This window comes from Paraburkholderia sp. BL21I4N1, assembly GCF_002973525.1.
GTDB lineage: Bacteria > Pseudomonadota > Gammaproteobacteria > Burkholderiales > Burkholderiaceae > Paraburkholderia.
Window position 1 is genome coordinate 33,684 of sequence record NZ_PVEN01000011.1, and the last position, 25,884, is coordinate 59,567.

Consider the following 25,884-nt stretch of genomic DNA (forward strand, 5'->3'; position numbering starts at 1 on the left):
GGGTCGTGTCGTCGGCCGCTCGGTCGTTGCGCGATTATCGCGCGACTCGGTGCCGGGATCGGCGTTGAGAGGAGTGAGGGAGTCGGTCGCGGGGCGAGCGATCTCCGAGTTGATAGGCCACTGTGTCATTTGAAATCCCAACGCATTTGTTCAACGATGCCCACACCGCGCGACGTCCGCACACATTCGCTAACGTAGTCGGTGAACGGCAGGGGTTCGAATCCGATTTCGTCACGCAGACGCCGGTTGTCGAACGCATAGTCCAGCTCGGCGAAGCCCGCATATAACCGCAGTGCATGTTCAATCAGCCGGCCGCTGCCGCTGCGGTCGCGGCCCACCACTTCACGCGCGATCTTGCCGAAGTCGCGCACGCGGCACATCGAGTAGCGGCGGCCCGAGGTGCCGGTTGCTTCATCCATCGCGCTGATGATCTGGCCGACGGTCGGCGCCTCCGTGCCCGCCGACACGTGATACGTGTCGAACGCCAGCGTCGGCTTCACCGCCAGCAAAGCAATCGCGCGTGCGCAGTCGTCGGCGGAGACCACGTCGAGACGGTTCATCGCGCGCGCGGTGAAGCGTCGCGCGCCGTGCACCACGCGAAACACCCAGAAAAGACTCGCCGACGGCAGCGTGCCGAGCACCGTATGACCGACCACGATCGACGGCCTCACCACCACCAGCGGCAGGCGTGGATACGTGGTGCGCAACAACCGTTCGACTTCACGTTTGCTGCGCGTGTACGGCACGATGTGGTTCGTTTCGCCATAGCCGAACGGCGACTCCTGCACGTTCGCGCCGCATTGCGTGCCGCACGCCATCGCCGTGCTCACGTGCAGAAAACGCCGCAACATCTTGCTGCCGTTAAAGCGCGACACGAAGCGCAAGGTGTCGCGCACATTGGTATCGAGCACTTGCGGGTTAGTCGAAAACGACGCCAGCGCAGCGCAGTTGATTACGTGCGAGACCTTCGCGAGACGCGCCAGATCGACTTCCGAAAACGCGCCGCCGAGTTCGCCGACCATCACGTTGACCTCGGTGATACGGTGCGCGCGGTTGTGAGACAGACCGCAACGCACCGCCGACGCCCGCAGCCGCGCCAGCGCATCGGCCACACTCACGCCGCGCACGAGACACACCAGACGCCCGGCGAGACCGGCGTTGATCAGGGTCACCAGCAGATTGCCGCCGATAAACCCGGTCGCGCCAGTGAGCAACACACTGTCGACGCCCAGCGCCTCGCCGCGCACCGGTGAAACAAGACTGTCCTGCCACGCGCTGGACAGCGGGGTCTGCCATGCAAACATCGCAAGCTCCTTGATATGACGTCGGATCGGCGCGCCGGGGTCCGGCTCATCGGTCCACGGACGGAATCAGTAGCGGTAGCTGATCGCCGTGATCGCGAAGTAGTTGTTCTTCGACTGCACGATCGGGCTGTTCGCCGAGGCGCCCAGCAGACGCGTCACGCCGCCTTCGGTATGCACCGACCAGCGCGGCGAAAACATGTAGGTCCAGCCGAGCGACACCTTCGCGCTGTCGAAACCGCCCTTCACCGAATACGGCCGGAAACCGCTCGCGAGCGATTGCGCGTCGGTGACGCCGAAGAAGGTCTGCGTGTAGCGGCCGCTACCGGCATGCAGCGAGCCGCTGACGTTGATGATGTTGTCGGCCGTTTGCAGCACCGGCACCACCACGTCGAAGTGCCCGCTGGTGCCGTGGCTCGTGTGGGTGAGCGGCTGATCGAGCGTGACGCTGACGGTGGACGCGCCAAACACGTGTGCGCCGACGGTGAACGACATCATCACGGAGCCGGGAATCCGTCCCATGCCGCGAAGGTAATCGGAGCCCGGCAGGTCGGCGCGATTGCGGTCGGTGCGGCCGAAGTCGTAGCTGAGCGCCGCCGATGCGAACATCCCGTTGGCAAAGTCGTGCTTGTAGCCGAGCCCTTCGAGCGGGCTCAGGAAGATGCCGTTGCTGAACTCCGCGGCAATCAGCGGCGCCACGAACGGACGGTAATCGCGGCTGCCCTGATAGCGTGGTCCCACGCCGCCCGCCAGAGAAAACGTATAAAAGTTCTCGGCGTACGTCAGCGACGAGCAGGTCAGGCCAAAGAGCGGAATACACAGAGTCAGCAGGCGTTTGAGCACGGTCAGATCTTTTTATTGAGACGGAGACCGCAGTCTAGGGACGCCGCCCCGCCCCGTCTGTCCTGAAGTTGGGGGAATGTGTGCGCAATTGTGTTCAAGTGTTCGAGAGTGTTCGCGACGTATCCCGCTCAGGCGGGCGCGGATAGAATCAGCGCCTGCTAGTGGAGACCTCTATGAACGACGCCCCCCTCAAGACCAGCGTGCTGCTGATCGAGGACGACGATCGGCTCGCGCAGTTGATCGGGGAATATCTGAACGGCTACGAATTCGACGTGACGATCGTGCGGCGAGGCGATACGGCGGTGGCTGCCGTGCATGAACACAAACCGGCGCTGGTGATCCTCGATCTGATGCTGCCCAATCTGGACGGAATGGAGGTCTGCCGTCGGATTCGCAGCTTTTCGCGTGTGCCGGTGCTGATCCTGACGGCACGCGTCGACGTGTACGACCAGATCGCCGGTCTGGAAACGGGCGCCGACGACTATGTCCTCAAACCGATCGAGCCGCGCGTGCTGGTCGCGCGAGCGCGAGCCCTGCTGCGGCGCGCGCAGCCCGCGGAAAGCACGGCGTCGTGCACGCAGGGCGACACGCTCAGCTTCGGCGAACTCGTGATCTCGCCGCCCGATCGCGCGGTGAGCTGGCGCGGTCAGCCGGTCGAACTGAAAACCGCCGAATACAACCTGCTGCTGATCCTCGCGCGCGCCGCCGGCACGGTGCTGAGCCGCGACGACATTCTCAAGCAACTGCGCGGAATCGAATTCGACGGTATCGATCGCACTGTCGACGCCGGCATCTCGCGGCTGCGCCGCCGTTTCGAAGACGCGTCGCCCGAGCCGCACAAGATCAAGACGATCTGGGGACGCGGCTATCTGTTCAGCCCGTCGGCGTGGGAGGAATAAATGCTGCGCTCACTCATACGCCTTTATCTGGTGGTGCTGATCGCCGGCGCCATTGCAATCGTCTTCATCAATCAATCGTTCGGGAAGCTGTTCCATGGCCGCGTCACGACGCTGGAGCGCAACGTGAACAACGTCTACGCGTTCGTGCTCGACGATTATCTGCAGCGGCATCCAGGCGCGGAGCGCGGGGCGGCGCTGGCGGAATTGCAAAAACACGGCCGCAACGGCTTCACGTTGACGAACCTGGCCGACGTCAAGGCCGAACTGAACGAAGAACGGTGGCGCGAACTGCGCGACGGCAATCTGGTGCTCGACGACAACGCCACCAGCTATTACCTGCCGCTGCCCGACGGCATCGTCATTCATGCGCGGCGCGGCGAAGTGTCGAATCCCGACGTGGAGGCGCTCGCTTATGGCTTGTTCGCGCTCGCCATTCTGTTGTCGGTGATTCTGTGGGTGCACTACCACTGGCGCGATCTGCGTAAGCTCGAAGCGGCCGCGCGCGCATTCGGTTCCGGCAATCTGTCGACGCGCGCGCAGTTGTCGCGCAAGTCGAACATCTACGAGTTATCGCAGCAATTCAACGAAATGGCGCGGCAGATCGAAGCGTCGATCCTGCATCAGCGCGACATGATGCACGGCATCTCGCACGAGTTGAAGACGCCGCTCGCGCGGCTCGAATTCGGCCTCGCGTTGCTGCAATCGCCCGAGTCGCCGGATCGGCAGCGCGAACGTCAGATGGCGCTGCGCCAGGACGTGCGTGAGCTGGACGAACTCGTCAACGAACTACTGACCTTGAGCCGCCTGGAACAGGGTGAAGATCATCTGGTCCTGATGCGGGTTTCGGTGGATGAGCTGCTCGATAGCGTGGCCGCGAGCATGGCCGACGATGTGGCGGATCGGTCGTTGGTGTTGTCGGTGTCGGCGGCCGGGAGGATTCAGGGTGAGCAGACATATCATGTCTGCGATCCAAAACTGGTCGCTCGGGCATTGCTGAATCTGATTCGCAACAGCACGCGCTATGCACGGCAGGCCATCTCGCTGCGCGCTGAAATCGGCGCGGCGGACGCACTGATACTGACGGTCGACGACGACGGCCCCGGCATTCCGCTCGCCGATCGCGCGCGCGTATTCGAACCGTTCCATCGGCTCGACTCGAGCCGCGACCGGCATACCGGCGGCTTCGGCCTCGGCCTCGCGATCGTGCGTCGCGTGGCGCTGGTTCATGGCGGCGAGGTGCGGCTGGAATCGGCGGCGTCGGGGGGCGCGAGGTTCGTGATGACGCTGCCCGCGTTGCCATTGCCGGTTGCGGTTGCGGTTTCGGTGAAAGACGCCGCATCGTCGTAAAGGACAATGCGGGATGTCGGGCCGCATTGTCCCTCAATCAGCTTCGGCCGCCTTGCTGCTGCATCAACCCTTCGAAAGACCCGCTTTGAAAACCGACACCCGCCAACACCTCCGCGCCAATCTGCTGATGCTGGTCGCCTCAATCATCTGGGGCTCCGCGTTCGTCGCGCAACGCCTGAGTCTCGATGCGATCGGCCCGTTCCTGTTTACCGGCCTGCGTTTCCTGCTCGGCGCGCTGGTGGTGCTGTGCCTGATCGCATGCATACGACGTCCCGCGCTCGCCGAATTGACGAAGCGCGGGCCCGGCGGCTCTCGCGAACTGCTCGGCGCCGGAATGCTGCTCGGTCTCGTGGTAGCCGCGTCGATCTCGTTACAGCAGATCGGGCTGCAATACACGAAGATCGCCAACGCCGGTTTCATCAGCTCGCTCTATGTCGTGATCGTGCCGCTGCTGGGCGTTCTGTTCCGGCATCGCACGGGGGTCGGCACCTGGCTCGGCGCCACGCTCGCTGCCATCGGCATGTATTTCCTGAGTGTCGACGAGCATTTTTCGATGCTGTACGGCGACTGGTATCAACTCGGCGGAGCGCTCGTCATTTCCGTACAGATGATGCTGGTCGGACGTTTCGCGCTACGGCACGACACCTTGATGCTGGCGCTCGTACAGTTCGTGACGTGCGGGGTGGCGTGTCTCGCGGTTGGCCTCGTCGTCGAGCCGGTCAGTCTCGCGGTGATCGCACGCGCCGCGCCGACGATCCTGTACGGCGGAGCGTTGTCGGTCGGCGTCGCGTACACGATTCAGGTGGTCGCGGCAAAGCATGCGGCGCCGTCGCATGCCGCGGTGATCTTCAGTATGGAAGGGGTATTCGCCGCGCTGGCCGGCTGGCTGGTGCTCGGTGAAACGCTGTCGACGCGCGCGCTATTCGGATGCGCGCTGATGCTGGCGGGGTTGATTGTGTGTCAGGTGATGCCGGTCGCGAGGCGCGGGCGGGAGCGTTTGCCTCGCGCGTCTTCGTGATCGCCGTCAGGCCGCTCGCGGATGCGCGAACAGACTGGGCGTATCCGCCGTCGGCGGAAATACGCACCAACAGCCGTCGTCGTGACGAAAGAAGAATAGACCGCGCACGTTCGATACCGCATCGAGCGATGTCTCCACGCGCACATAGCGCCGGCCGCCCAAGCGCGTGCGGCTGAATTCGGTCACGTGAACCGATTCCGTCGACGCCGGCGCCAGCCACTTTTCAACCAGAAAACGCAGTGATCGCTCGCTCGCGGTTCTCATGATCCGCTCCGGATCGGCTTGTCCCGATGGGCGTCGCGCGTGGCTTCGGCGTTGTCGTCGGTGTCGTCGCGACTCGCGGCGTCCGCGTCGTGTTCCGCGGCGGCAAGGGCCATGGCCCGGTTGGTGGCTGCCGCCCGCAGCGTGCTGCAATGGGCGGCATGTCGAAGATCCGAAAGAAGATGAACGAGCTGTCGTGCTGTTCTGCGTTTCATTACTCACCCCCGCACTGCACCAATAACCTCAGAAACTACTTTAACTCTATGCCTGGATCGGCGTTGCCGAAATGATTTCGACGAAATAGCAACAGTCGCGCTTGCAAAAACAGACACGCAATCTTCGTACCGTCCAGCTTCAGAGTGCGCGTGCGGGGCGTGACGGTATGTACGCTGGCGAGCGCTGGGGAGGGATGAAAAGCGGCTTGCCCGGAGAATGAAAATTGGGCTGCGCATCAGAGTTATCCACAATTGCCTATGAATAACTTCGGGATAGCGCATGGAACAGCCTGTGTGCGGATTCTTGATAAGACGGTCCGACAGGCCAGCCCCATCAAAGTTATCCCCGTTTTGTAGTTTTTCTACAGAGGTGTTCCGCAGGGTTTGAAAGTTTGCATGACCTTGATGTGACAGAACATTTGAGAGTTATCCACAGAAGGGGTTAACCCTTGTTAACTATTACTACATATGTATACGAAAGAAGTAAAAGACATAGGATAAGTGCCACATCGCGATGAGATCGAAGGCTGACCAGCGCTTGATCAGCCTTCGGCGTTACGGACGTAACAGCGTCTATGCGTCAAGGCCGTTACGTTTACCTACGCACATCGATTGCGGTTAATGCGCTCAAGGCGCGGCGCTCGCTCCGCTCGCCGGTTGTACGGCGGCGGCCTTGTTGATCGCATCGAGCAGATCGGGAACCGGCGGCGGTGTTGGTGTCGGCGTGGTGACTTCGACGGGCATCGGCAACAGCCGCGTTTCGATACGGTTGCTGACCACCGGCTGCGTACGCACGACCGTCTGCAGATAATGATCGACCAGACCGAAGAAGCGATCGTAAAACTTGCCCGACGGAATGGTCTCGCTTGAAATCTTGACCATTGCGTCGCTGTTCGAGCGGATGGGCAGCGACAGCGAGCCCAGCACGCTCAACCCGACGCTCGCCGAGGTGTCGCTTTTCTTCAGCGCAAAACCGTTCTGCACGGCGTTGACGTAAACAATGCTCGTATCGCTCGCCTCTTCACCCGGCGTACAGACCACATGAAACTCGACGACGATGTGGGTATCGCCCGTCGGCTGAAAATTCTTCGTGCCGTCGACGGTATCGGTGCGCGTCATCGTCGTCAGATAGCCCTGGCTCAACAAGGCGCGACGGGCAGCTTCACAGCTGTCGGTGGTGCTCGAATTGAAATTGCGTGCGTACGGACTCGCGCCGGTTTCGAATAATTCCTGCTGGAATTTCGGCTGCGGTGTGGTGTTGCAAGCGGCAAGGGTCAGCAGACCGAGCAGTGCGGCGGCGGTGGTTCTGGAAAACGAGGTCAGCATGGTCGTTCGGAAGGGTGGCGCTGCACGAGCGCGAATGGGAAAGCATTGTAGAGCGGTTGCCTGACGTGCGTAAAAAGCACGCAGCGCACGGCCGGCGTCGGCTCGTTTGCCGCTAGAGAATCACTCGCCGAGGCGGATTGCCGTCAAGCGAGGAAGAGAAGAGAAAGAGAGAGGTCGGCGCGTGGCGCCAGGGTCGCTCAGGTCCGCGAACAACGAACGCGGCCAGGAAGAAATTTCAATTCGACGTTGCCGCCGCGCCGCTGCCGCCAATCGCGCTCGCTGCCGGCACGGTAAACGCATTGACCCAATTGTCCGGCGTCGCGCAGCGATCCGCTTCGCACATACCGCTCGGCGCGCCCGGGTGCGCCGCGGCGTCTTGTGGCGGAGCGACCGCGGCGAAGTCTTCCACGCGCAAGCTGACCTTTTGCGCATAGGCTTTCGATCCGCCATAGCTCTTCAGCGCCGCGTTCAGGTCGCCGTTCGCGGAGCGCATGTAGCCGTACAGAATCGCCGAGCCCACTTCGATGTTCGCGGTGGGTTCGGTGAGGTCTTTGACGTTACGCAGCAAGCCGCGATGCGCGCCCGGCACGACCTGCATCAGCCCGGTTGCGCCGTTGGCGCCCTTGGCTTTTTCCTTGAAGCGGGATTCGATCGAGATGATAGCCAGCAGCAAGGCCGGCGGGAGGGAGTACTTCGACGCGGCGGACTGCACCGCGTCGGAAATCTTTTGTGCTTTTTCCGTTGCGAGACCGAATTTCTGCGTTAGATACGCGGATATGCGGTCGCTGTTTTCGTCAGCCGTTGCGGTCTGCACCAGGCCGAGCGAAAGCACGATCAGACAAAGTAATCGGCTCATAACGGTTGACGGAAAGGGAAAAGGATTCGCGCATTATAGCTCTGCCCCCAAATGAGGCCGTCAAACACCGAAATTCGTCTTAAGAATCACGGGCGTTTGAGCGGCAGGCGCGATTCATTTCGACCGTTTGAGTGCCGGCACGTAGCCGTCATTGAGTGTGGCGAGGAATGCGGCGACGTCGTCGATATCGCGTTCGGACCAGACCGGGCGTTCGCCGGCCTTGCGGGTCAACGGTTCGTCCGTCGTATCGACGTTGACGCGCAATGCGGCCGGCAGATCGTTGAATTTGTCGACCTTGCCGTGCGCGTCCTTCGGATACCACTTCGCTGGATTCGTATCGCGCTGTACGTAGAAGCGAAGGGCATCTTTCAGCGTGTGGAACCGGCCGTTGTGGAAGAACACCTGGCGCGTCGCCGTGTTTCGCAGCGATACCGACTTGAAGAGTCCACAGTTGCTTTTGTCGCTCGCCTGGTCGGTGCGCAGCGGCCCGCATAAGCCCATGTCGAAGTACATCGGATCTGCATTGACACGCAACTCAGCATTACGCGGCACGCCCAGTGCCTGAAAATTGAAGTCCGTGAACAGCGGATGCGAGCCGTCGACCCCCACCTGGTCGATATGGCAGGAGGCGCAATTCCCTCCCGTCGGACTGTCGAACAGCTTTTTGCCTCTTAATTCTTGTGCCGTTAGTTGCGATTTACCGTCCAGGTAGTAGTCGAACTTGCTGGTGTACGGATGAAAACTCGGGTCTTCGAGTTCGAAGCGCTCGATCGCATACATGGCCTGCGTGAACGCTTTAGTGCGATCCGCGAAGATGTTCTGGCCGAAGACTTCCTTGAATCGAGCCGCGTAGGGCGTCTGTTCAAGCTTCGCGAGCACCGTCGCCGGATCCTTGTTGGCCATTTCGTCCGGATTGAACAGCGGGAAGCTGGCCTGATCGTGCAGATGGTTGAAGCGTCCATCCCAACCGAAGCCACCCACCGGCGCGTTGTCCGTTTCGCTGAGCCGCTCGGACAGGCTGGCCGCCTGAGCGTGACTCCAGATCGGCGTGCGGTTCAGCACGTAGCGCAGGCTCGGCACGGCCCGCGTACCTTGTGAGCGCATGTCGGGGCCACCCAACTGTGCGGCGAGGCCGTTAGGCGGTCCATAGGCGTGCGACGGGCTATGACAACTCGCGCACGACATCTTGCCCGAGGCCGATAACGACGCATCGAAGAACATCAGCTTACCGAGCGCGGCGGCGTCGCTGTAGACGGGCTTCGCAACGGCCGAAGCCGACTGCGGCGCTGACGGTGCCGGCGCGTTGCCTGCAACGGCCGTCGACACCGACGCCGCCACCGCCGCACAAGGCGGCAGCGCGACACTCATCAACCCGGCAAGCGCCGCCCATCGCGCGGCAGCGCGCACCGTGAATCGCATGACAGAAAACCGCATCGCGTCGCTTACAGGTTCGTGAAGATATCGCTGCCGAAGCCGACGAGACCCGCCTGCCCTGCATAACCGAGATAGCCCAACTGGAAGATGTCCTCGATGCTCTTGAGCATCGAATAGTGGTTGTACTGCACCGTCGACACCGTGCCCGGCTTGATGAACTTCGAGATCATGACCGCGCCGGTCTGGTCGCCGCCAAAGCTCTGCTTGGTCAGGTTGATCGTCAAGCCCTTGTAGGTCAGCGACGAAGTCTGCGGGAACGGTGCCAGATTCGGCCCGGGCTGCTGGCTGCAGCAGGTCGCGCCGGAGAAGATCAGATCCTCGCTCGACGCGGTCTGCGTCACGGTGGCGTAGCTGCTTTCGTCGAAGTTGATGATGAGCAGGCCGTCCTGCTGGAACGCCGGTGACGCCGTAATAATCGGCACCCACTTCTGCAGGAACGTGTTGGCGCTCGTCAGGCCGCCCGGTTGACCGTTCACGCACGGCGAGTCGTGACCGTCGTCGCACAGGCTCGGCGTGATCAGGTTGAAGTTGGCCGTGGTCGAGACGGATTGCAGGTCGGTCGTGAGCTTGTTCAGATTCACGACGTTCTGCCCGCAGTCCGCCGAATCGATGATCGAGTGGAAGTACATGAACGGGTTGTGGCGCGTCGCGTACTGATCGCCCAGCGGCACCGCCGCGCTCGGCGCTTCCGCCGTCTGCGTCAGATCGGTCGTGTTGAGCGTCGGGTGGCCGCAGGTGGCGGCTTCGCGCGTCGGGTCGTTGCCCATGTCGCCTTCATAGCCCTTCCACGTGAAGCCGGCTGCCCTCAACTGGTCCGGCAGCGTTTTGATACTGGCCGGATACACGCAGCCCGAACCGATCGCCTGGCCGTCCGGCGTCATGCCGGTGAGCTTGTAGTCTTCGTAGGTGACGCAGTCGTTGTCCGTGTCCGGCGTCGGCGCCTGGCCGCTTATCATCGAAATGTAGTTGTCGAGACTGACGTGGCCAGTGCCGTAGTACTGCTGCACCATCGCGCCTTGCGAGGCCAGCGTTTGCGCCAGATACGGCGCCTTGCTGTTGGCACCGAAGGTGGTCGCGTAGTTTTCGTTTTCGAGCGTAATGACGAAAACGTGCTTGATCTGCTGCTGTCCGGCCGCTTTGATCGACGACGACGACGAGCCGCACGCCGCGACGATCATCCCGATCAAGGCCGCGCAAACGACCATGAATAAAGCACGCAGGCTGCTGCGTTGTGACATGTTTTTTGCCCCTGAGTATTGCCGTTTTGGTGGGGGCAAACTCTAGGCGGCGCGCATGACTTCGGCGTGACGATTGCCGCAATTTCGTCATATAGAGGACATATAACGCGACGTATGGGCATGCCTGAAACGCACCGCCCAGCGTGATCACGAAGCGTAACGGCGATGCAGCGCCGCCACGACTTCAGCGATCTTCTCGCGCAATTCCAGCGGCGCCAGCACTTCCGCCTCGCTGCCAAAGCTCAGGAATTCCGCGCACGCCTGTCTCGTCGAACCGACGGGCAACGTCACGGTGCGCCAGCCATCCACGGGATCGGGTTCGCCGATTGTGGCGGCCGCACGCGCGAACGGCGACGTGAACGCTTCGAGCATCTGCACGCCCCACGGCGAAAGGCGCAAGGTGGCTTCGTTCGCGTACAACTCCTCGGACAAACGGCGCGTGCTGTCCTGCCAGTAGGTGGCGAGATCGAACGTGAGCGGCCGCTCGAAAGTCTCGTCCAGCAGGCTCAGTTCGAGAATGCGCGCGATCCGGTAGATGCGAACGTCCGCGTCGACGCGTCCGACCACATACCAGGCGCCGCTTTTCAGCACGACGCCGAGCGGCTCGATCCGCCGAAACTTTTCGGCCTTCCAGCTTTGATAGCGAATCTGCAGCGGGCGCTGTTCCCACACCGCCCGCGCGATCAACGGCAGATGCGCCGGCTGATCCGCGTCGGAGAACCATGCCGGCGCGTCGAGGTGAAAGCGCGAACGCATGCGCTCGGCGGTGGAGCGCAACTCGACCGGCAGCGCGGCAAGCAGCTTGGTTTGTGCCCCGGCCATCACGGCGCCCAGACCGAGCGCCTGCACCGGCCCGGGCAAACCTGACAGAAACAGCGACTCCGCTTCCTGCGACGACAGTCCGTTCAAGCGCGTGCGATAACCGTCGAGCAGGCGATAACCGCCTTCCGCGCCGCGCTCGCTATGAACCGGCACGCCCGCGGCACTCAACGCGTCGATATCGCGATAGATGGTGCGCAGCGAGACCGCGCATTCGTCGGCAAGCGACTGCGCGGTGACACGCCCGCGTGCCTGCAGCGTCATCAGAATGGAAAGAAGGCGGCTGGCTCTCATTCGTTCAAGTGTAGTCATACCTGACAGAAACTGACAGGTATGGCGGCTTAGGATGATTGCAGTCCGGCGCTGAGCATGTCCCGCCGGTTCTCACATAACGCTCATCCGGAGGCGCCTCGTCATGACCACAGACCGCACGATCACCCTGTTCCATTCGCCGCAATGCCGCTCCGTCAGCGCGCTCACGCTGCTCGAGGAACTCGGCGCGCCGTATCAACTGAAGGTGCTGAACATGAAGGCCGGCGAGCACCGCAAAGCGCCGTATCTCGCCATCAATCCGCTCGGCAAGGTGCCGGCGATTCTTCACGGCGACGCGCTGGTCACCGAGCAGGTGGCCATCTTCATCTATCTGGCGGATCTGTTCCCCGAGGCGGCCCTCGCGCCGAAGCTCGACGATCCGCGCCGCGGTCCGTACCTGCGCTGGCTCGTGTACTACGCGGCGTGCTACGAACCGGCGCTGGTCGACAAGGCGATGAAGCGCGAACCGGCGCCGCTCGCCACGTCGCCCTACGGCGATTTCGATTCGATGATAGGCACGCTGGCGGAGCAGTTGCAGGCGTCGCCGTATCTGCTGGGAGCGACGCTGTCCGCGGCCGACATTCTGTGGGGCATCGCGTTGCACTGGGGAATGATGTTCAAGCTGGTGCCGGAAACGCCGGTTCTGCTCGACTACGTCGGGCGTATTTGTTCCCGGCCGAGTTTCGTCGGGGTGAATGAGCGCGATATCGCGCTGGCGGCCGACCATGCGGCGGCGGTGAGCGGAGGATGAAGGGGCAGGCGGCGCTTGCGCATGTCGGTCGGCCGACCAGGTCCCCCGGGATTTGAGACAATGCAGGCCGCCGGTGAATGTCTTGCCGGGACAACTGGGCGCGGTTCGGCCTTCCGCGCAGACGCCGCCCCCTTGAACAAGAGATGTTTTCAGGTATGAGCAAGACCGCCTTTATTCCCAGCGTGCCCGCGAAGTCGGAAGACGAGTTCGACGTATCGGCCACGTCCAGACTGGCCGGCTACCGGCGTTTCTTCGGCGTGTTGAAAGTGGTTCGAACCACCGACGGCCGCGTGCTGTTCCCGTTCGACGGCGCGCCGGAGTTGGGCCCCTATGCGACCAAGCTCGAAGCGGTCGCGGCGGCGCAGGTTTATGGCGAACATATTGTGGCTAGTGATCTGGCGCGACCTGAGCTTTGATGCCTGTCGACGGCGAAACGACGCACAACCGCCAACGACCGTGGCAAACAAAAAGGGCGCTGAAAACGGCTTCAGCGCCCTTTGACACACAGTTCCGCTTACGCCGCGCAACGCTGCGCGACATTAGCGATCGCCGAGGTCCGTGAGAAAAACCCTCTACACAGACGCCGGCCCTACCCTCATTCCACCGTCACCGATTTCGCCAGATTCCGCGGCTTATCCACGTCGGTACCCCGTGCACACGCCGTGTGATACGCCAGCAACTGCAACGGCACCACGTGCAGGATAGGCGACAGCAACCCATAGTGCTCGGGCATCCGGATTACATGCAGGCCTTCGTCGTTGACGATCCTGGTATCCGCGTCCGCAAACACATACAACTGACCGCCCCGCGCGCGCACTTCCTGAATATTCGACTTCAGCTTTTCCAGCAGCGCGTCATTCGGCGCCACCGTCACCACCGGCATTGCCTCGGTCACGAGCGCCAACGGCCCGTGCTTCAACTCGCCGGCCGGATAGGCCTCAGCGTGAATGTACGAAATCTCCTTGAGTTTCAGCGCGCCTTCGAGCGCGATCGGGTAATGCAGGCCACGCCCGAGGAACAACGCATGTTCCTTGCGCGAGAACTCTTCCGACCACGCGATGATCTGCGGCTCCAGCGCCAGCACGCTATTCAGTGCAGCCGGCAGGTGACGCAACTGCTTCAGATATTCGGCTTCCTGCGCTTCGCTCACACGGCCGCGCAACTTCGCCAGCGTCGCGGCGAGCACGAACAGCGCGACCAGTTGCGTGGTGAATGCCTTGGTCGATGCGACACCGATCTCGCGGCCGGCATGCGTGAGGAACGACAGTTCGGTTTGACGCACCATTGCGCTCGTACCGACATTGCAGATGGCCAGCGTGTGCGTATGTCCCAGCGATTGCGCATGCTTCAGCGCCGCCAGCGTGTCCGCCGTCTCGCCTGACTGCGAGATCACCACGACCAGCGCTTTCGGATTCGGCACCGACTCGCGGTAGCGATACTCGCTGGCAATTTCCACCTGCGTTGGAATCTTCGCGATCGATTCGAGCCAGTACTTCGCCGTCAGCCCCGAGTAGTAGCTCGTGCCGCAAGCGAGAATCAGCAGACTGTCGATGTCCGCGAACACTTTGTCCGCGCCTTCGCCGAACAGCGACGCGTCGAACGAATCCGCTTGCGGAATCGTGTCGGAGATCGCGCGCGGTTGCTCGAAGATTTCTTTCTGCATGAAGTGACGGTACGGGCCGAGTTCGACCGCGCCGCCGTATGCCGCGACCTGTCGCACGTCGCGCTGCGCTTCATTGCCGTCGCGGTCGGCGATACGCACGCCTTCCAGCGACAGTTCGCACACGTCGCCTTCTTCGAGGAAGATGAAGCGTTCGGTGCTGCCCGCGAGCGCAAGTGCGTCTGACGCGAGGAAGTTCTCGCCGTTGCCGAGCCCGACCACCAGCGGCGAACCCTGACGCGCGCCGACCACGGTATGCGGCTGATCCTTGTGCAGGACCGCGATCGCATAGGCGCCGTGCAACTGCGCAACCGCTTCACGCACCGCCGCGAACAGATCGCCGCGATACAGGCTGTGAACCAGGTGAGCGATAACCTCGGTGTCGGTCTGCGAGACGAACGTGTAACCCTTGCCGCGCAACATCTCCCGCAGCGATTCGTAGTTTTCGATGATGCCGTTGTGTACCAACGCGAGCGCATCTTTCGAGAAGATCGGGTGCGCGTTGTCCGTGACCGGCGCGCCATGCGTGGCCCAGCGCGTATGCGCGATACCGGTGATGCCTTCCAGATGGTTCTCGCGAACCTGCTCGTCGAGATCGGCGACGCGCGCCACGCTGCGAGCGCGACGCGGACCGTCGGCGCCGAGCACGGCCACGCCGCACGAGTCGTAGCCGCGATACTCGAGGCGACGCAGTCCTTCGATCAGGACGGGAACGATGTTACGTTGCGCAACCGCGCCAACAATGCCACACATGGCTTATTCCTTTTCAGTGCTGGATTGCAAGGAGCGCGCCCGAAGCGCGCGTCATGTTCATCAGCTCTTCTTCTTGGTCGGGCGGACGTAGCCCGTCTTGCTGGTTTGCGTCTTGTCGTTCAACACCAGCGTCTCGGCTTCGACGTCTTTCCACACCGTGGTGCCCGCCGCGATCGTCACACCGCGCCCGACGCGCACCGGCGCGACCAGCTGCGTGTCCGACCCGACGAAAACGTCGTCTTCGATAATAGTGCGGAATTTGTTCGCGCCGTCGTAATTGCAGGTGATGGTGCCCGCGCCGATATTCACGCGCGCCCCGATGTCCGCGTCGCCGATATACGTGAGGTGGTTCGCTTTGGAGCCGCGGCCGAGCACCGCGTTCTTCACTTCGACGAAGTTGCCGACATGCGATTCATCCGCCAGCAACGCACCGGGCCGCAGCCGCGCATACGGTCCGAGCACGACGTTCGCGCCGACTTCGGCGCCTTCGATATGCGTGAAGGCGTCGACACGCGTACCGGCGCCGATCGTTGCATTGCGGATCACACAGTTCGGCCCGATGGCGACGTTGTCGGCCAGCGTGACGCGGCCTTCGAACACGCAGTTCACGTCGATCGAGACATCGCGGCCGCATTCGAGCGTGCCGCGGACGTCCAGACGCGCCGGGTCGGCCAGCGTCACGCCCGCCACCAGCAATGCTTCCGCCAGTTCGCCCTGATAGATTCGCTCGAGTTCAGCAAGCTGCTGCTTGCTGTTCACGCCTAGCGTTTCCCACTCTTCGTGCGGCTGCGTGGTCACGACTTCGAGGCCAGCCTCGATCGCCATCTCGACCGCGTCGGTGAGATAGAACTCGCCTTGCGCATTGTCGTTTTTCAAGGCCGCGAGCCAGCCGGCGAGACGCCCGGTCGGCGCCACGATGATGCCCGTGTTGATTTCGGCGATCTTGAGTTGCTCGGGCGTTGCGTCTTTCTGCTCGACGATACGCGATACCTTGCCCCGCGCATCACGCACGATGCGGCCGTAGCCGCTCGGGTCCGCGAGCGTAACGGTGAGCACACCGTAGCCGCCCTCGCCCGCCCGGTCGGTCAGCGCGCGCAACGTGCTGGCGCGCGTGAGCGGCACGTCGCCGTAAAGCACCAGCGTGGGCGCGTTCGGGTCGAGCAGCGGCAACGCCTGCTGCACCGCGTGCCCCGTGCCGAGTTGCTGTTCCTGCACGGCGAACTGAACGTCCGGCGCCGCAACCGCCTGGCGCACGGCTTCGGCGCCATGACCGATCACCACGACGAGACGCGCGGGATTCAGCGCACGTGCGGTGTCGATGACATGAGCGAGGAGTGGCCGGCCGGCCAGCGGATGGAGCACCTTGGGCAGCGCGGACCGCATGCGCTTGCCGGTGCCTGCCGCCAAAATAACGATGTTCATGGCGTCGGCGAGTAGACGAGTTTGGAGCCGCCGATTCTATCATGCAGCCCACCGCCAACGCCGTTGTGAAACACGCTATAACCGGCTGAAATGCCCGTAGTTCGGGCGTTTTCGTCAAAGATCGTCGAACTGGACGATCGAAATCGGTTTCAATGCGTTAGGCATTGCAACGTCGTTCGAGCCGGTCGAGCACGGCTCTTCGTCGAACGCAATGTCGCCTTGCGGATCGGCCTCGCCGGTGGCGCGCAAGCCCGCGAACGGGAACAGCTGGTGATCCATCAAATGCGACGGCACGACGTTCGACAATGCATTGAACATATTCTCGATGCGCCCCGGGAAACGCTTTTCCCAATCGCGGACCAGCGCCTTCATTTCCGCGCGCTTCAGGTTAGGCTGGCTGCCGCACAGGTTGCACGGAATGATCGGGAATTCGCGCAGTTCCGCGTATTTCTCGAGATCGGTTTCCTTCACATAGGCGAGCGGGCGGATCACGATGTTCTTGCCGTCGTCGGATTGCAGCTTGGGCGGCATGCCCTTCAGCTTGCCGCCGTAAAACATGTTCAGCAGCAGCGTTTGCAGAATGTCGTCGCGATGATGGCCGAGCGCGATCTTGGTCGCGCCGAGTTCACCCGCGACGCGGTACAGAATGCCGCGACGCAGCCGCGAGCACAGCGAGCAGGTGGTCTTGCCCTCCGGCACCAGCCGCTTGACGATGCTGTACGTGTCCTGGTTCTCGATGTGAAACGGAATGTCGAGTTGCTTCAGGTATTCGGGCAGCACGTGCTCCGGAAAGCCCGGCTGCTTCTGGTCGAGGTTGACCGCGACGATCTCGAAGTTGATCGGCGCGCGCTCGCGCAGCCGCATCAGCAGTTCGAGCATCGCGTAGCTGTCTTTGCCGCCCGACAGGCAGACCATCACCTTGTCGCCTTCCTCGATCATGTTGAAGTCGACGATCGCCTCGCCGACCTGGCGCGCGAGCCGCTTGAACAGCTTGTTGTTCTCGTACGCTTCTTTCTGCTCGCGGCGCGTGAGCGGCATCTTCGTCGGCGCGGCGGCCTCGGCCTGGTTCAGGATGTCGGGCGTGGCCATGCTCAATCCTCCTTGACGCGGAAGACTTCGACGCCCACCGCGTCACAGTCGGGATAGACGTCCGGCTTCTCGGTCGACACGCGCGCGGCCCGCACCAGCGGATGCTCGAGCATGGTCTTGACGAGGTCGTCGCAGAGCGTTTCCTGCAAATGAATGTGGCCTTGTTCGACGCGACGCGCGATGGTCGAGCGCATGAAGTCGTAATCGACGACCTCATTCAGCTTGTCCGCCACCGGTGTGGACAGCGCAAGCGGCACGAACAGTTCGACGTTGATCACGACGCGCTGTTCGCCGCGCTTTTCGAAATCGTGCACGCCGATGTTGATGTGCACTTCGTAATTGCGCAGAAAGAGCCGGCGGCAATCGGCGAGCCGGGGATGCGAAAGAGCGGCAAACATGTTCGTTCCAGTCGAAAAAAGCGTGCGGAGCACGCAAAGGGCGTTTCAGGCGCCCGTCAAAAACATAACGTCGCGCGGCAGGGGCACCAGGTGCTGCCCGCCGTCGACCACCAGCGTCGTTCCGGTGACGCCCGCTGCATCGGCGAGATACAGCGCGGCGGCGACAATATCCTCGGGCCGCGACGCGCGACCCAAAGGCGTAGTACGGTGAGCGGCAGCGAAACCGTCCGGCGTTTGATCGCCCGATTGCATCGTCAGGCCGGGCGCGAGCCCGACCACCCGCACTTTCGGCGCCAAAGCCTGCGCCAGCGCGACCGTGGCTGTCTGCAACGCCGCCTTCGACAGCGTGTACGACAGGTAATCCGGATTCATGTTGTACAGCTTCTGATCCAGCACGTTGATCACGACGCCGCGCTGGCTTTCGTCGCCGCGCGCGGCCTCCGGCGTGGCTTCGTAGAGCATACGCGCGAGCACCAGCGGCGCGCCGACGTTCATCGCGGTCAGCTTGAGCAACAACTCGTAGCCGACATTCAGCGCCGTATCTTCTTCGAAACGCGACGCGTTGTTGACGATGCACGCCGGCCGCCCAAGCGCCGCGATACAGGCCGGCAAAAGCCGTTCGACCTGCGCCTCGTCGCCCAATTCGGCCTGCAGCGCGATTGCCCGGCGGCCCAGCGCGACGATTTCGGCGACCACCTGGTCGGCTGCTTCGCGTGATTCGCCGTAATGTACCGCCACGTCCCAGCCCCGCGCGGCAAAGCCGAGCGCGAGCGCCCGCCCGATGCGGCGGGCGGCGCCGGTAATCAGCACGATTCGCGGCGCGTCAGGCGCGCGGGCAGCAGCGGTATCCAGAGAGGCGGTCATTTACAATGCGGGGATGAATCCGAAAGCTCACCAACCCGATAGTTTACCTGCTCCTGGCCCGAGCGCGCTCGCGCAGTCGGAAGCGCTGGTCGCGCAACTGCGCGCGGAGCTCGGCGACGCCGGCGGCTGGCTGCCGTTCGACCGTTACATGGAGCGCGCGTTATACGCGCCGGGACTCGGTTATTACAGCGGCGGCGCCCGCAAATTCGGCCTGCGCGGCGACGACGGCAGCGACTTCGTCACCGCGCCGGAATTGTCACCGCTGTTTGCCACGACACTGGCGCGACCGCTCGCCGAAGCGCTGCAGGCAAGCGGCACGCGCAACGTCATGGAATTCGGCGCCGGCACGGGCAAACTGGCCGCGGGCTTACTCAGCGCGCTCGACGCGCTGGGCGCGGAATTCGACAGTTACGCGATCGTGGATTTATCGGGCGAACTACGCGAGCGCCAACGCGAAACGATCGAAGCAGCCGCGCCCACGCTCGCCGCCAAAGTACGCTGGCTGGACATGTTGCCGGAGCATTTCGAAGGCGTGGTGATCGGCAATGAAGTGCTGGACGCAATGCCGGTGCGGCTATTCGCCTTCCATGCCGGCGCGTGGCACGAACGCGGTGTCGTTTCGCGCGACGGTGCGTTTGCGTTCGAAGACCGTGCGGTCTCAGCCGCCGACGACCTTGCGCTGCTGGCTGAAATCGACACCGACACCGCTGACACCGCCAGCGACGGCTACGTGACCGAAACGCACGAAGCCGCGCGCGCTTTCACGCGAACCATCTGCACGATGCTCGTGCGCGGCGCGGCATTTTTTATCGACTACGGTTTCCCGCGTCACGAGTACTACCACGCGCAACGCGCGCAGGGCACGCTGATGTGCCACTACCGGCATCGCGCGCACGGTGACCCATTTCTGTATCCCGGTTTGCAGGACATCACCGCGCACGTGGAATTCACCGGCATCGCCGAAGCGGGCGTCGAGACGGGCGCCGATCTGCTCGGCTTCACATCGCAAGCGCGGTTTCTGTTAAACGCCGGGATTACCGAGGCACTATCGGCAATCGATCCGTCCGACACCAAGCGCTTTTTGCCCGCGGCGAATGCGGTGCAGAAGTTGTTGTCCGAGGCGGAGATGGGCGAACTGTTCAAGGTGATCGCGTTTTCGCGCGGTCTGGACGACACGTTGCAGGCGTTTTCGAGCGGCGACCGCTCGCATACGCTCTGATTTTTTGCCTGATCCGGCTCGGGAACGCGCGATGATCCGCTGGCTGTTGACAACGTTCGTAGCGGTGGCCGTGCTGTCGGCCTGCTGGCCATGGCTGAGGAAAATCGGCATTGGACGCATGCCCGGCGACGTGACCTTGCGGCTGTTCGGCCGCGAGTATCCGTTTCCGTTCATGTCGACGCTGGTGCTCTCGATGCTGTTGTCGTTGCTCGCCAGGCTGTTGTAGCCGTGCCTTATCAACCCATCGCCGCTTCCACCGCCCGAATCCGTTCCTTGTGCACCGCTTCCTTGATTCCGGCGGGCGCATCGGCCAGCCGCTTCGCCACCGCACCGGCATCGACACCACGCGCCGCGACGAGCGCCACCCTCAGCCGCTCGGCCTGCGGATAATCGCGCGCCTCGAACCCCAGGCGCCCACGCGCATCCGATTCACACGCCTGCAACGCTTCCGCGAAGCGCGCAGGCTTGCGAATCGCGTCGCTGCGCTCGAGCAGTCTCACCAGCGCGGCCGCACCCATTTCCATCACGCGATGAATGTTGCCGTGCTCCCGCGCCACCAGAAGCGCAAGGTCGCGGCACTCGTTCGGCACGCGCAGGCGCTCGCATAACGGCTTCAGCAGATTCACGCTGCGCTCTTCATGACCGATATGCCGGGGCAACACGTCTGCCGGCGTGGTCGCCTTGCCGAGGTCGTGCGTCAACGCGGCAAAGCGAACCGGCAACGCGTAACCCTGGTGCGCGGCGTGGTCGACCACCATCATCACGTGAACGCCCGTGTCCACTTCCGGGTGATAGTCGGCGCGCTGCGGCACACCGTACAGCGCGTCGACTTCCGGCAGAATCCGCGCCAGTGCGCCGCATTCGCGCAGCACCTCGAACATGCGCGAAGGCTTCTTCTCCATCAGGCCGCGCGACACTTCCTGCCAGACGCGTTCGGCGACCAGCGCGTCCACTTCGCCGTCAGCCACCATCTTGCGCATCAGCGCCAGCGTTTCCGGCTCGACGGTGAAATCCACGAACCGGGCGGCGAACCGCGCGATCCGCAAGATCCGCACGGGGTCTTCGAGAAACGCATCGCTCACATGACGGAAGAGCCGCGCCTGCAAGTCGCCTTGGCCATTGAACGGGTCGATCACCGGACCGGTCAATTCACCGTCCGGACGCACTTCGCGCGCCATCGCGTTGATGGTCAGGTCGCGGCGCGCCAGGTCTTCCTCCAGCGTCACGTCCGGCGCATAGAAAAACTGGAAGCCGTGATAGCCCGCCGCCGTCTTGCGCTCGGTGCGCGCGAGCGCGTACTCCTCATGCGTTTGCGGATGCAGAAACACCGGAAAATCCTTGCCCACCGGACGGTAACCCTGCGCCACCATCTGCTCCGGCGTCGCGCCGACCACGACGTAATCGCGGTCCTGCACCGGCACGCCCAGCAGTTCGTCGCGAACCGCGCCGCCTACCACGTAGAGTTTCATGGGCATACGTCTTGATCGGGAAGCGCGTGGGTTTCGCGCTGCGAATCGTCGATCCACGCCTGCACGGCCGGCAATGCGGTCACTCGGCGAACGTAGGCCGAAGCCGTTTCAGACAACGCCGGCTGCCAGGTGTTGAAGCGCATCACCACCGGCGCATACATGGCGTCGGCAATGCTGAACTCGCCGAACAGGAATGGGCCGCCGTACGTATCGAGACAATCGCACCAGAGCGTGTCGATTCGCGCGATGTCGGCCAGCGCACCCGACGTCGCGTTCTTGCCGGGAAACGAGGCGCGAATGTTCATCCACATGTTCGAGCGCAGTTCACCGAAGCCCGAGTGCATCTCGGCGCTCACGCTACGCGCGTGGTTGCGCGCCGCGGCGTCGCGCGGCCACAGCGCGTGTTGCGGGAAGCGCTCGGCCAGCGTCTCGGCGATCGCCAGCGAATCCCACGTGATCTGTCCGTCGTCGCCGATCAGGCACGGCACCTTGCCGGGTCCGCGCGGCGCATGCGCCAGGATCGCGGCCGTCGTGCCGGGTTCGCGCAAATGGATCAGCACCTCTTCGAAGGGAATGCCGAAATGCTTCAGCAGCAGCCATGGACGCATCGACCATGACGAATAATTTTTGTCACCAATGAGCAGCTTCATGCTTTTTATAACGGGAGAAAAAAGTAAATTCAGCGTCCGGCGCTGGCACGGAACGTATCGAAGCGCGAACGCGTCGACGCGCCGGTCAGATAGACCGGCGCGATGGTTTCGATACTGGTCGGCTCAATACCGAGTTCAGGCGCCAACGGCCCGCTCAATACGTTGTCGACTTTCATCGAATCCAGATTGTCGCGCGAGATCACCGGCTCGCCGGGGGCCATTTCGAAGCTCAGCGCCTGCAAACGCGCGAACGCGTCCGGCAGACGAATGATGCGCGCGTGCTTGCCGATCACGTCGCCGCAATAGGCGACGAGGTCTTCGAGCGTGTAGACGGTCGGGCCGCCGAGTTCGTAGGTGCGGCCGCTGGCGGCGTCCATATCGAGCACGTTGATGATCGCTTTCGCCACGTCGTCCACATAAACCGGCTGGAATTTCGCATCCGGCATGGCGAGTGGAATCGCGGGAAACATCTTCTGCAGAAAGGCGAACTTGTTGAGGAACTGGTCCTCCTGCCCGAACACGACGGACGGACGGAAAATCGTCCACGCCAGATTGGCCGCGTGCACGGCCTTTTCGCCGTCGCCCTTGGAGCGCGTGTACATGCTCGGGCCGTTCGAATCGGCGCCCAGCGCGCTGATATGAATCAGACGATGCACACCCTTGCCCTCGCAAGCCGCGACAATTTTGGTCGGCAGTTCGACATGCATGCGCGCGAACTCCGGACCATACGGTTTGCCGCGTTTGCCGTGCAGCGTGGCCACGAGGTTGATCACGCAATCGGCGCCTTCGACGAAACGCGCGAGCTGAACCGGATCGAACACGTCGGCTTCGATCACGTCGATGGGTAATAGCGTGAGATGGCGCGCGTTGTAGCGCCGCCGGGTGGCGATGCGCACGTCTTTGCCCATTTCAACGAGCAAATTGACGAGATGACTGCCGATAAAACCGGAACCGCCAATGATCGCAACGGCTTGATGTCGCATTTTCGACTCCCTGGTGGAAGCCGCGGCAAGGGCTGGCGTGGCGCGCCGCTGCTCCGGTCGAACGCGGACCCGAGCGGCGGCGGCACGGCGCTTACGGTGCGATATAACCCAAACGCGCCTTCAGCGATTGCGGACGGCCTTCGAACAATGCCGCGTAGTAGACCGTGTTGGACAACACATTCTTGACGTAGTCGCGGGTTTCCTGGAACGGAATCGCCTCGGCGAAGATCGCGCCTTCCACCGGACGCTGCAACGATTGCCGCCAGTTGCGCGGCCGGCCCGGACCGGCGTTGTAGCCGGCGGTGGCGAGCACGGCGGACCCGTCGAACTGATTGTAGATCATGGACAGGTAGTTCGTGCCCAGCAGGATATTGGTGTTGATGTCGTTCATCTGCTCGCGCGAAATCGTGCCGAGGCCGATTTTCTTGGCGACCAGTTGCGCGGTACCCGGCATCAACTGCATCAGACCGCTCGCGCCGACTTCGGAGCGCGCGTTCATGATGAAACGCGACTCCTGACGAATCAGTCCATAAGCCCATTCCACGTCGAGCCCGTTCGACTGCGAATCGCGTTCGACGATATCGCGGAACGGCGACAGATAACGCAACGAGAAGTCGTGCTCGCTCTTCGTACGGTCCGCCGTGTTGACCGTGCGGTCGTACAACTGGATGCGGCGCGCGTATTCGGAGGCGGCGATCAGTTGCCGGTCGCTCATGTTGCGCAGCGGCCAGTTCCATTCGCGATTGCCTTCGAGCCGCAGATTCAGCGCATAGAAACGCTGAGCCAGATCGAAGCCCGGCGTGTTACCCGCCTGCTGCACTTCGGCGTCGGTCACCGCGGTTTTCGGCGGCACCGTGATCTTCTGGCCGAGCTCTTCCATGGCCAGCTGGCCATAGAAATTGAAGCCCTGCGAGATCGATTCGAATTCTTGGTTCGCGGTGGCCGTGTCGCCGGCCTGCTTCAACGCGCGCGCATGCCAGTAGATCCACGAAGGCTGATTGCGCAGCGCCGCCGGCATCTGCTCGATCGACCAGCGCACCATGGTCCAGTCGCCGGCGAGCAGCGCGGTGCGGGTGCGCCATTCATACGCGGGGTTCGACAGCGGCGCATTCACCGACAGGCGATACCAGTCCACCGCGCTCGGCATCTGCTTGGCGGCGGCCTGATAGGCAATCGTGCCCCAGCCGATCGCGCGCTCGGGCGAACTCAGCGACGGCGCCACCGACGCGAACGTGGCCGCGGCCATGGCCGGGTCGTTGCGCGCCATGCGCGTGATCGCCAACAACGCCAGCTGATGCGACTGCGCATCGGGTCCGACGCCGCGCGCCAGCAGCAACGGCGGCGTGCTGGTGGCTTGGCCGAACAGCACCGGATCGGGCGGCTGGTTGCTGAGTGCGTCGACGAGCTTGCTGCCGGTCGACGTGTAGTTCTGTTCGTAGGCAAGACGGATCTGCTGCCAGATGTCGTCGGTACTGAACTGGCGGCTCACGCCCAGCGAGGTGATCAGATCGACGCAGCCGTCGCCGTACCACTTCGGATCGACCAGCAGTGCACGCGCCGCGTCGGCGACATTTTCGCCACGCGACGCCCGCGATTCGAGCGCATAGCACTTCACCTGCGTGTCGTCGTTCAGGACGAAGCGCGCGTACTGCTGGTCGAAGTTGCGCCAGTCGTGACGCGCGCCGAGCACCGTCAGGTAGTCGTTGCGCAACCGGTCGGCGATCGCCTGGCCGTCGTACTGCTGCAGGAAGGCCAGCACGGGCGCGTCCGGCGCGTCGACGCGGGCGTGGCCGCTCGAATCGAACAACTGCGGCTTGAGCTGGAAGTACGCCAGATAAGAAGGCGCGGGATAGTTCGGGATCATGCTCGCCAGCTGGGCTGCACGGGCCGCGTCGTTATTGCGGGCGGCCTCGCGAAGCTGGACGAAAATCTGGTCGTCGTTCGAGAGCTGCGAAATGGGAATGGGCTTGACGGCGGAGGCCGTGCTGCACGCGACGAGCGCCACAGCGGCGAGCGCCAGACCGGCCGCGCGATATACTCGGTAAAGGCGTTTTGACATCGTTGTTTCTGGAGCGCGAATTGAACCCAAGCATAGCATGCAACCCCGTCGCCGAATCGAAAAAGGCGCTGCGTCGAATGCTATTGGAAGCCAGGCTACAAGCGGCTTCCGAGCCGGCTCACCAGGCCGCGCTCGGACGTCGCATGCTCGACGTGTTGAAGCGCCATGACGTGAACAGCGTGGGGTTCTACTGGCCGCTCACCGGCGAGTTCGACGCGCGCGGCGCGATCACGCTGTGGCTCGCGGCGGGCGCGCAACGCGTGGCCAGTTTGCCGGTGGTCAGGGAGCGCGGCGTGCCGCTCGAATTTCACGCATGGACGCCCGATACACCGATGAAGCTCGGCCATCACAAAATCGCCGAGCCGACTTCCGGGCAGGTGGTGATTCCGGATCTGCTGTTCGTGCCGTGCGTCGGCTTCGACGCGGAAGGCTACCGGCTGGGTTACGGCGGTGGCTATTACGACCGCACGCTGGCGGCGTGGCCGGAGGCGACACCGCCGCTCACGGTCGGCGTCGCTTATGAAGCGTGCCGCACCGACGCATTGCAACGCGAAGCTCACGACATGCCGCTCGACCTGATCGTGACCGAGGCTGGGCTTTATCCGCAGCCGGTGAAGTGAGCATTGCGCTGGCGCGGCGAGAAACGTGAGCGTCGCTCAGGCCGGCGCTCAACGAGAAAGTGATCTGTCAGGCGCTGC

25 protein-coding genes are annotated in these 25,884 nt (G+C 63.1%); 8 read left to right on the forward strand and 17 right to left on the reverse strand.

Annotated features, from left to right (window positions below):
- Positions 1 to 125 precede the first annotated feature (125 nt).
- Both B0G83_RS24715 and B0G83_RS24720 read right to left on the reverse strand, forming a co-directional pair.
- Positions 126 to 1,304: an SDR family oxidoreductase gene (locus B0G83_RS24715; RefSeq protein WP_105510036.1), complete on the reverse strand. Its 1,179-nt coding sequence runs from the start codon at positions 1,302 to 1,304 to the stop codon at positions 126 to 128.
- Between the two features lie 66 nt (positions 1,305 to 1,370).
- The gene (locus B0G83_RS24720) at positions 1,371 to 2,144 is read right to left on the reverse strand and encodes a MipA/OmpV family protein (RefSeq protein ID WP_258168196.1); all 774 of its coding nucleotides are present in this window, start codon (positions 2,142 to 2,144) and stop codon (positions 1,371 to 1,373) included.
- Between the two features lie 173 nt (positions 2,145 to 2,317).
- Here B0G83_RS24720 and B0G83_RS24725 point away from each other — a divergent pair, with 173 nt between their 5' ends.
- The 3 genes from B0G83_RS24725 (at position 2,318) to B0G83_RS24735 (ending at position 5,408) form a co-directional block, all read left to right on the forward strand.
- Positions 2,318 to 3,043 carry a response regulator gene (locus B0G83_RS24725; RefSeq protein WP_105510037.1) on the forward strand — a complete coding sequence of 242 codons (726 nt, stop codon included), beginning with the start codon at positions 2,318 to 2,320 and terminating at the stop codon, positions 3,041 to 3,043.
- A complete protein-coding gene (locus B0G83_RS24730) occupies positions 3,044 to 4,390 on the forward strand; it encodes an ATP-binding protein (protein ID WP_105510038.1) in 1,347 nt (448 codons plus the stop codon).
- Positions 4,391 to 4,475: 85 nt separating this feature from the next.
- Complete coding sequence (locus B0G83_RS24735; RefSeq protein WP_105510212.1) at positions 4,476 to 5,408, forward strand: DMT family transporter; 933 nt, start codon at positions 4,476 to 4,478, stop codon at positions 5,406 to 5,408.
- Between the two features lie 6 nt (positions 5,409 to 5,414).
- Here B0G83_RS24735 and B0G83_RS24740 read toward each other — a convergent pair whose 3' ends face one another.
- The 6 genes from B0G83_RS24740 to B0G83_RS24770 all read right to left on the reverse strand — a co-directional run bounded on the left by B0G83_RS24740 (position 5,415) and on the right by B0G83_RS24770 (position 11,851).
- Positions 5,415 to 5,672, reverse strand: coding sequence for a hypothetical protein (locus tag B0G83_RS24740; protein ID WP_105510039.1), 258 nt, complete (start codon positions 5,670 to 5,672; stop codon positions 5,415 to 5,417).
- Between the two features lie 839 nt (positions 5,673 to 6,511).
- Positions 6,512 to 7,210 carry a DUF2242 domain-containing protein gene (locus B0G83_RS24750; protein ID WP_105510041.1) on the reverse strand — a complete coding sequence of 233 codons (699 nt, stop codon included), beginning with the start codon at positions 7,208 to 7,210 and terminating at the stop codon, positions 6,512 to 6,514.
- Between the two features lie 235 nt (positions 7,211 to 7,445).
- On the reverse strand, positions 7,446 to 8,066 hold the full coding sequence (locus B0G83_RS24755; RefSeq protein ID WP_105510042.1) for a lytic transglycosylase domain-containing protein: 621 nt from the start codon (positions 8,064 to 8,066) through the stop codon (positions 7,446 to 7,448).
- Positions 8,067 to 8,180: 114 nt separating this feature from the next.
- Positions 8,181 to 9,485 (reverse strand): cytochrome-c peroxidase, encoded by a 1,305-nt coding sequence (locus B0G83_RS24760; protein ID WP_258168198.1) that lies wholly within the window; start codon positions 9,483 to 9,485, stop codon positions 8,181 to 8,183.
- Between the two features lie 23 nt (positions 9,486 to 9,508).
- The gene (locus B0G83_RS24765; RefSeq protein WP_258168199.1) at positions 9,509 to 10,738 is read right to left on the reverse strand and encodes an alkaline phosphatase family protein; all 1,230 of its coding nucleotides are present in this window, start codon (positions 10,736 to 10,738) and stop codon (positions 9,509 to 9,511) included.
- Positions 10,739 to 10,885: 147 nt separating this feature from the next.
- Positions 10,886 to 11,851 carry a YafY family protein gene (locus tag B0G83_RS24770; protein WP_105510043.1) on the reverse strand — a complete coding sequence of 322 codons (966 nt, stop codon included), beginning with the start codon at positions 11,849 to 11,851 and terminating at the stop codon, positions 10,886 to 10,888.
- Positions 11,852 to 11,972: 121 nt separating this feature from the next.
- Here B0G83_RS24770 and B0G83_RS24775 point away from each other — a divergent pair, with 121 nt between their 5' ends.
- Both B0G83_RS24775 and B0G83_RS24780 read left to right on the forward strand, forming a co-directional pair.
- A complete protein-coding gene (locus B0G83_RS24775; RefSeq protein ID WP_105510044.1) occupies positions 11,973 to 12,620 on the forward strand; it encodes a glutathione S-transferase family protein in 648 nt (215 codons plus the stop codon).
- Between the two features lie 155 nt (positions 12,621 to 12,775).
- Positions 12,776 to 13,036, forward strand: a complete 261-nt coding sequence (locus tag B0G83_RS24780) for a DUF6723 family protein (protein ID WP_105510045.1) — start codon at positions 12,776 to 12,778, stop codon at positions 13,034 to 13,036.
- A 179-nt stretch (positions 13,037 to 13,215) separates the two neighbouring features.
- On the opposite strand, the gene glmS is transcribed toward B0G83_RS24780, so the two are convergent.
- The 5 genes from glmS to B0G83_RS24805 form a co-directional block, all read right to left on the reverse strand.
- Positions 13,216 to 15,033, reverse strand: a complete 1,818-nt coding sequence (gene glmS / locus B0G83_RS24785) for a glutamine--fructose-6-phosphate transaminase (isomerizing) (protein WP_105510046.1) — start codon at positions 15,031 to 15,033, stop codon at positions 13,216 to 13,218.
- 60 nt (positions 15,034 to 15,093) lie between these two features.
- Positions 15,094 to 16,455 (reverse strand): bifunctional UDP-N-acetylglucosamine diphosphorylase/glucosamine-1-phosphate N-acetyltransferase GlmU, encoded by a 1,362-nt coding sequence (glmU, locus tag B0G83_RS24790; protein WP_105510047.1) that lies wholly within the window; start codon positions 16,453 to 16,455, stop codon positions 15,094 to 15,096.
- A 114-nt stretch (positions 16,456 to 16,569) separates the two neighbouring features.
- On the reverse strand, positions 16,570 to 17,544 hold the full coding sequence (gene ttcA, locus B0G83_RS24795) for a tRNA 2-thiocytidine(32) synthetase TtcA (protein WP_105510048.1): 975 nt from the start codon (positions 17,542 to 17,544) through the stop codon (positions 16,570 to 16,572).
- 2 nt (positions 17,545 to 17,546) lie between these two features.
- Complete coding sequence (locus tag B0G83_RS24800; RefSeq protein ID WP_035554606.1) at positions 17,547 to 17,942, reverse strand: dihydroneopterin aldolase; 396 nt, start codon at positions 17,940 to 17,942, stop codon at positions 17,547 to 17,549.
- A 45-nt stretch (positions 17,943 to 17,987) separates the two neighbouring features.
- A complete protein-coding gene (locus tag B0G83_RS24805; protein ID WP_105510049.1) occupies positions 17,988 to 18,806 on the reverse strand; it encodes an SDR family oxidoreductase in 819 nt (272 codons plus the stop codon).
- A 13-nt stretch (positions 18,807 to 18,819) separates the two neighbouring features.
- Between B0G83_RS24805 and B0G83_RS24810 the strand changes: the two genes are divergently transcribed.
- Together B0G83_RS24810 and B0G83_RS24815 are read left to right on the forward strand one after the other, a co-directional pair.
- Positions 18,820 to 20,025, forward strand: coding sequence for a class I SAM-dependent methyltransferase (locus tag B0G83_RS24810; RefSeq protein WP_105510050.1), 1,206 nt, complete (start codon positions 18,820 to 18,822; stop codon positions 20,023 to 20,025).
- 31 nt (positions 20,026 to 20,056) lie between these two features.
- Positions 20,057 to 20,251 (forward strand): DUF2905 domain-containing protein, encoded by a 195-nt coding sequence (locus B0G83_RS24815; RefSeq protein WP_105510051.1) that lies wholly within the window; start codon positions 20,057 to 20,059, stop codon positions 20,249 to 20,251.
- A gap of 10 nt (positions 20,252 to 20,261) precedes the next feature.
- On the opposite strand, the gene B0G83_RS24820 is transcribed toward B0G83_RS24815, so the two are convergent.
- The 4 genes from B0G83_RS24820 to B0G83_RS24835 form a co-directional block, all read right to left on the reverse strand.
- A complete protein-coding gene (locus B0G83_RS24820; protein WP_105510215.1) occupies positions 20,262 to 21,494 on the reverse strand; it encodes a multifunctional CCA addition/repair protein in 1,233 nt (410 codons plus the stop codon).
- Positions 21,491 to 22,144: a glutathione S-transferase family protein gene (locus B0G83_RS24825; protein ID WP_105510052.1), complete on the reverse strand. Its 654-nt coding sequence runs from the start codon at positions 22,142 to 22,144 to the stop codon at positions 21,491 to 21,493. The genes B0G83_RS24820 and B0G83_RS24825 overlap by 4 nt, the downstream gene beginning before the upstream one ends.
- A gap of 29 nt (positions 22,145 to 22,173) precedes the next feature.
- Positions 22,174 to 23,127, reverse strand: a complete 954-nt coding sequence (locus tag B0G83_RS24830; RefSeq protein ID WP_105510053.1) for a complex I NDUFA9 subunit family protein — start codon at positions 23,125 to 23,127, stop codon at positions 22,174 to 22,176.
- Positions 23,128 to 23,218: 91 nt separating this feature from the next.
- Positions 23,219 to 25,186 carry a lytic transglycosylase domain-containing protein gene (locus B0G83_RS24835; protein WP_105510054.1) on the reverse strand — a complete coding sequence of 656 codons (1,968 nt, stop codon included), beginning with the start codon at positions 25,184 to 25,186 and terminating at the stop codon, positions 23,219 to 23,221.
- A gap of 77 nt (positions 25,187 to 25,263) precedes the next feature.
- Here B0G83_RS24835 and B0G83_RS24840 point away from each other — a divergent pair, with 77 nt between their 5' ends.
- On the forward strand, positions 25,264 to 25,806 hold the full coding sequence (locus B0G83_RS24840) for a 5-formyltetrahydrofolate cyclo-ligase (RefSeq protein ID WP_258168204.1): 543 nt from the start codon (positions 25,264 to 25,266) through the stop codon (positions 25,804 to 25,806).
- The last annotated feature ends 78 nt before the right edge of the window (positions 25,807 to 25,884 follow it).

Excerpts from the sequence above, each read along its gene's own strand:
- B0G83_RS24760 (WP_258168198.1), bottom strand. The coding sequence starts at position 9,485 with ATGCGATTCACGGTGCGCGCTGCCGCGCGATGGGCGGCGCTTGCCGGG.
- B0G83_RS24770 (WP_105510043.1), bottom strand. The coding sequence starts at position 11,851 with ATGAGAGCCAGCCGCCTTCTTTCCATTCTGATGACGCTGCAGGCACGC.
- B0G83_RS24810 (WP_105510050.1), top strand. The coding sequence starts at position 18,820 with ATGAATCCGAAAGCTCACCAACCCGATAGTTTACCTGCTCCTGGCCCG.
- glmU (WP_105510047.1), bottom strand. The coding sequence starts at position 16,455 with ATGAACATCGTTATTTTGGCGGCAGGCACCGGCAAGCGCATGCGGTCC.
- B0G83_RS24725 (WP_105510037.1), top strand. The coding sequence starts at position 2,318 with ATGAACGACGCCCCCCTCAAGACCAGCGTGCTGCTGATCGAGGACGAC.
- B0G83_RS24830 (WP_105510053.1), bottom strand. The coding sequence starts at position 23,127 with ATGCGACATCAAGCCGTTGCGATCATTGGCGGTTCCGGTTTTATCGGC.
- B0G83_RS24840 (WP_258168204.1), top strand. The coding sequence starts at position 25,264 with ATGCTATTGGAAGCCAGGCTACAAGCGGCTTCCGAGCCGGCTCACCAG.
- glmS (WP_105510046.1), bottom strand. The coding sequence starts at position 15,033 with ATGTGTGGCATTGTTGGCGCGGTTGCGCAACGTAACATCGTTCCCGTC.
- B0G83_RS24805 (WP_105510049.1), bottom strand. The coding sequence starts at position 18,806 with ATGACCGCCTCTCTGGATACCGCTGCTGCCCGCGCGCCTGACGCGCCG.
- B0G83_RS24765 (WP_258168199.1), bottom strand. The coding sequence starts at position 10,738 with ATGTCACAACGCAGCAGCCTGCGTGCTTTATTCATGGTCGTTTGCGCG.
- B0G83_RS24740 (WP_105510039.1), bottom strand. The coding sequence starts at position 5,672 with ATGAGAACCGCGAGCGAGCGATCACTGCGTTTTCTGGTTGAAAAGTGG.
- B0G83_RS24800 (WP_035554606.1), bottom strand. The coding sequence starts at position 17,942 with ATGTTTGCCGCTCTTTCGCATCCCCGGCTCGCCGATTGCCGCCGGCTC.
- B0G83_RS24755 (WP_105510042.1), bottom strand. The coding sequence starts at position 8,066 with ATGAGCCGATTACTTTGTCTGATCGTGCTTTCGCTCGGCCTGGTGCAG.
- ttcA (WP_105510048.1), bottom strand. The coding sequence starts at position 17,544 with ATGGCCACGCCCGACATCCTGAACCAGGCCGAGGCCGCCGCGCCGACG.
- B0G83_RS24750 (WP_105510041.1), bottom strand. The coding sequence starts at position 7,210 with ATGCTGACCTCGTTTTCCAGAACCACCGCCGCCGCACTGCTCGGTCTG.
- B0G83_RS24835 (WP_105510054.1), bottom strand. The coding sequence starts at position 25,186 with ATGTCAAAACGCCTTTACCGAGTATATCGCGCGGCCGGTCTGGCGCTC.
- B0G83_RS24820 (WP_105510215.1), bottom strand. The coding sequence starts at position 21,494 with ATGAAACTCTACGTGGTAGGCGGCGCGGTTCGCGACGAACTGCTGGGC.
- B0G83_RS24825 (WP_105510052.1), bottom strand. The coding sequence starts at position 22,144 with ATGAAGCTGCTCATTGGTGACAAAAATTATTCGTCATGGTCGATGCGT.
- B0G83_RS24815 (WP_105510051.1), top strand. The coding sequence starts at position 20,057 with ATGATCCGCTGGCTGTTGACAACGTTCGTAGCGGTGGCCGTGCTGTCG.
- B0G83_RS24780 (WP_105510045.1), top strand. The coding sequence starts at position 12,776 with ATGAGCAAGACCGCCTTTATTCCCAGCGTGCCCGCGAAGTCGGAAGAC.
- B0G83_RS24715 (WP_105510036.1), bottom strand. The coding sequence starts at position 1,304 with ATGTTTGCATGGCAGACCCCGCTGTCCAGCGCGTGGCAGGACAGTCTT.
- B0G83_RS24730 (WP_105510038.1), top strand. The coding sequence starts at position 3,044 with ATGCTGCGCTCACTCATACGCCTTTATCTGGTGGTGCTGATCGCCGGC.
- B0G83_RS24775 (WP_105510044.1), top strand. The coding sequence starts at position 11,973 with ATGACCACAGACCGCACGATCACCCTGTTCCATTCGCCGCAATGCCGC.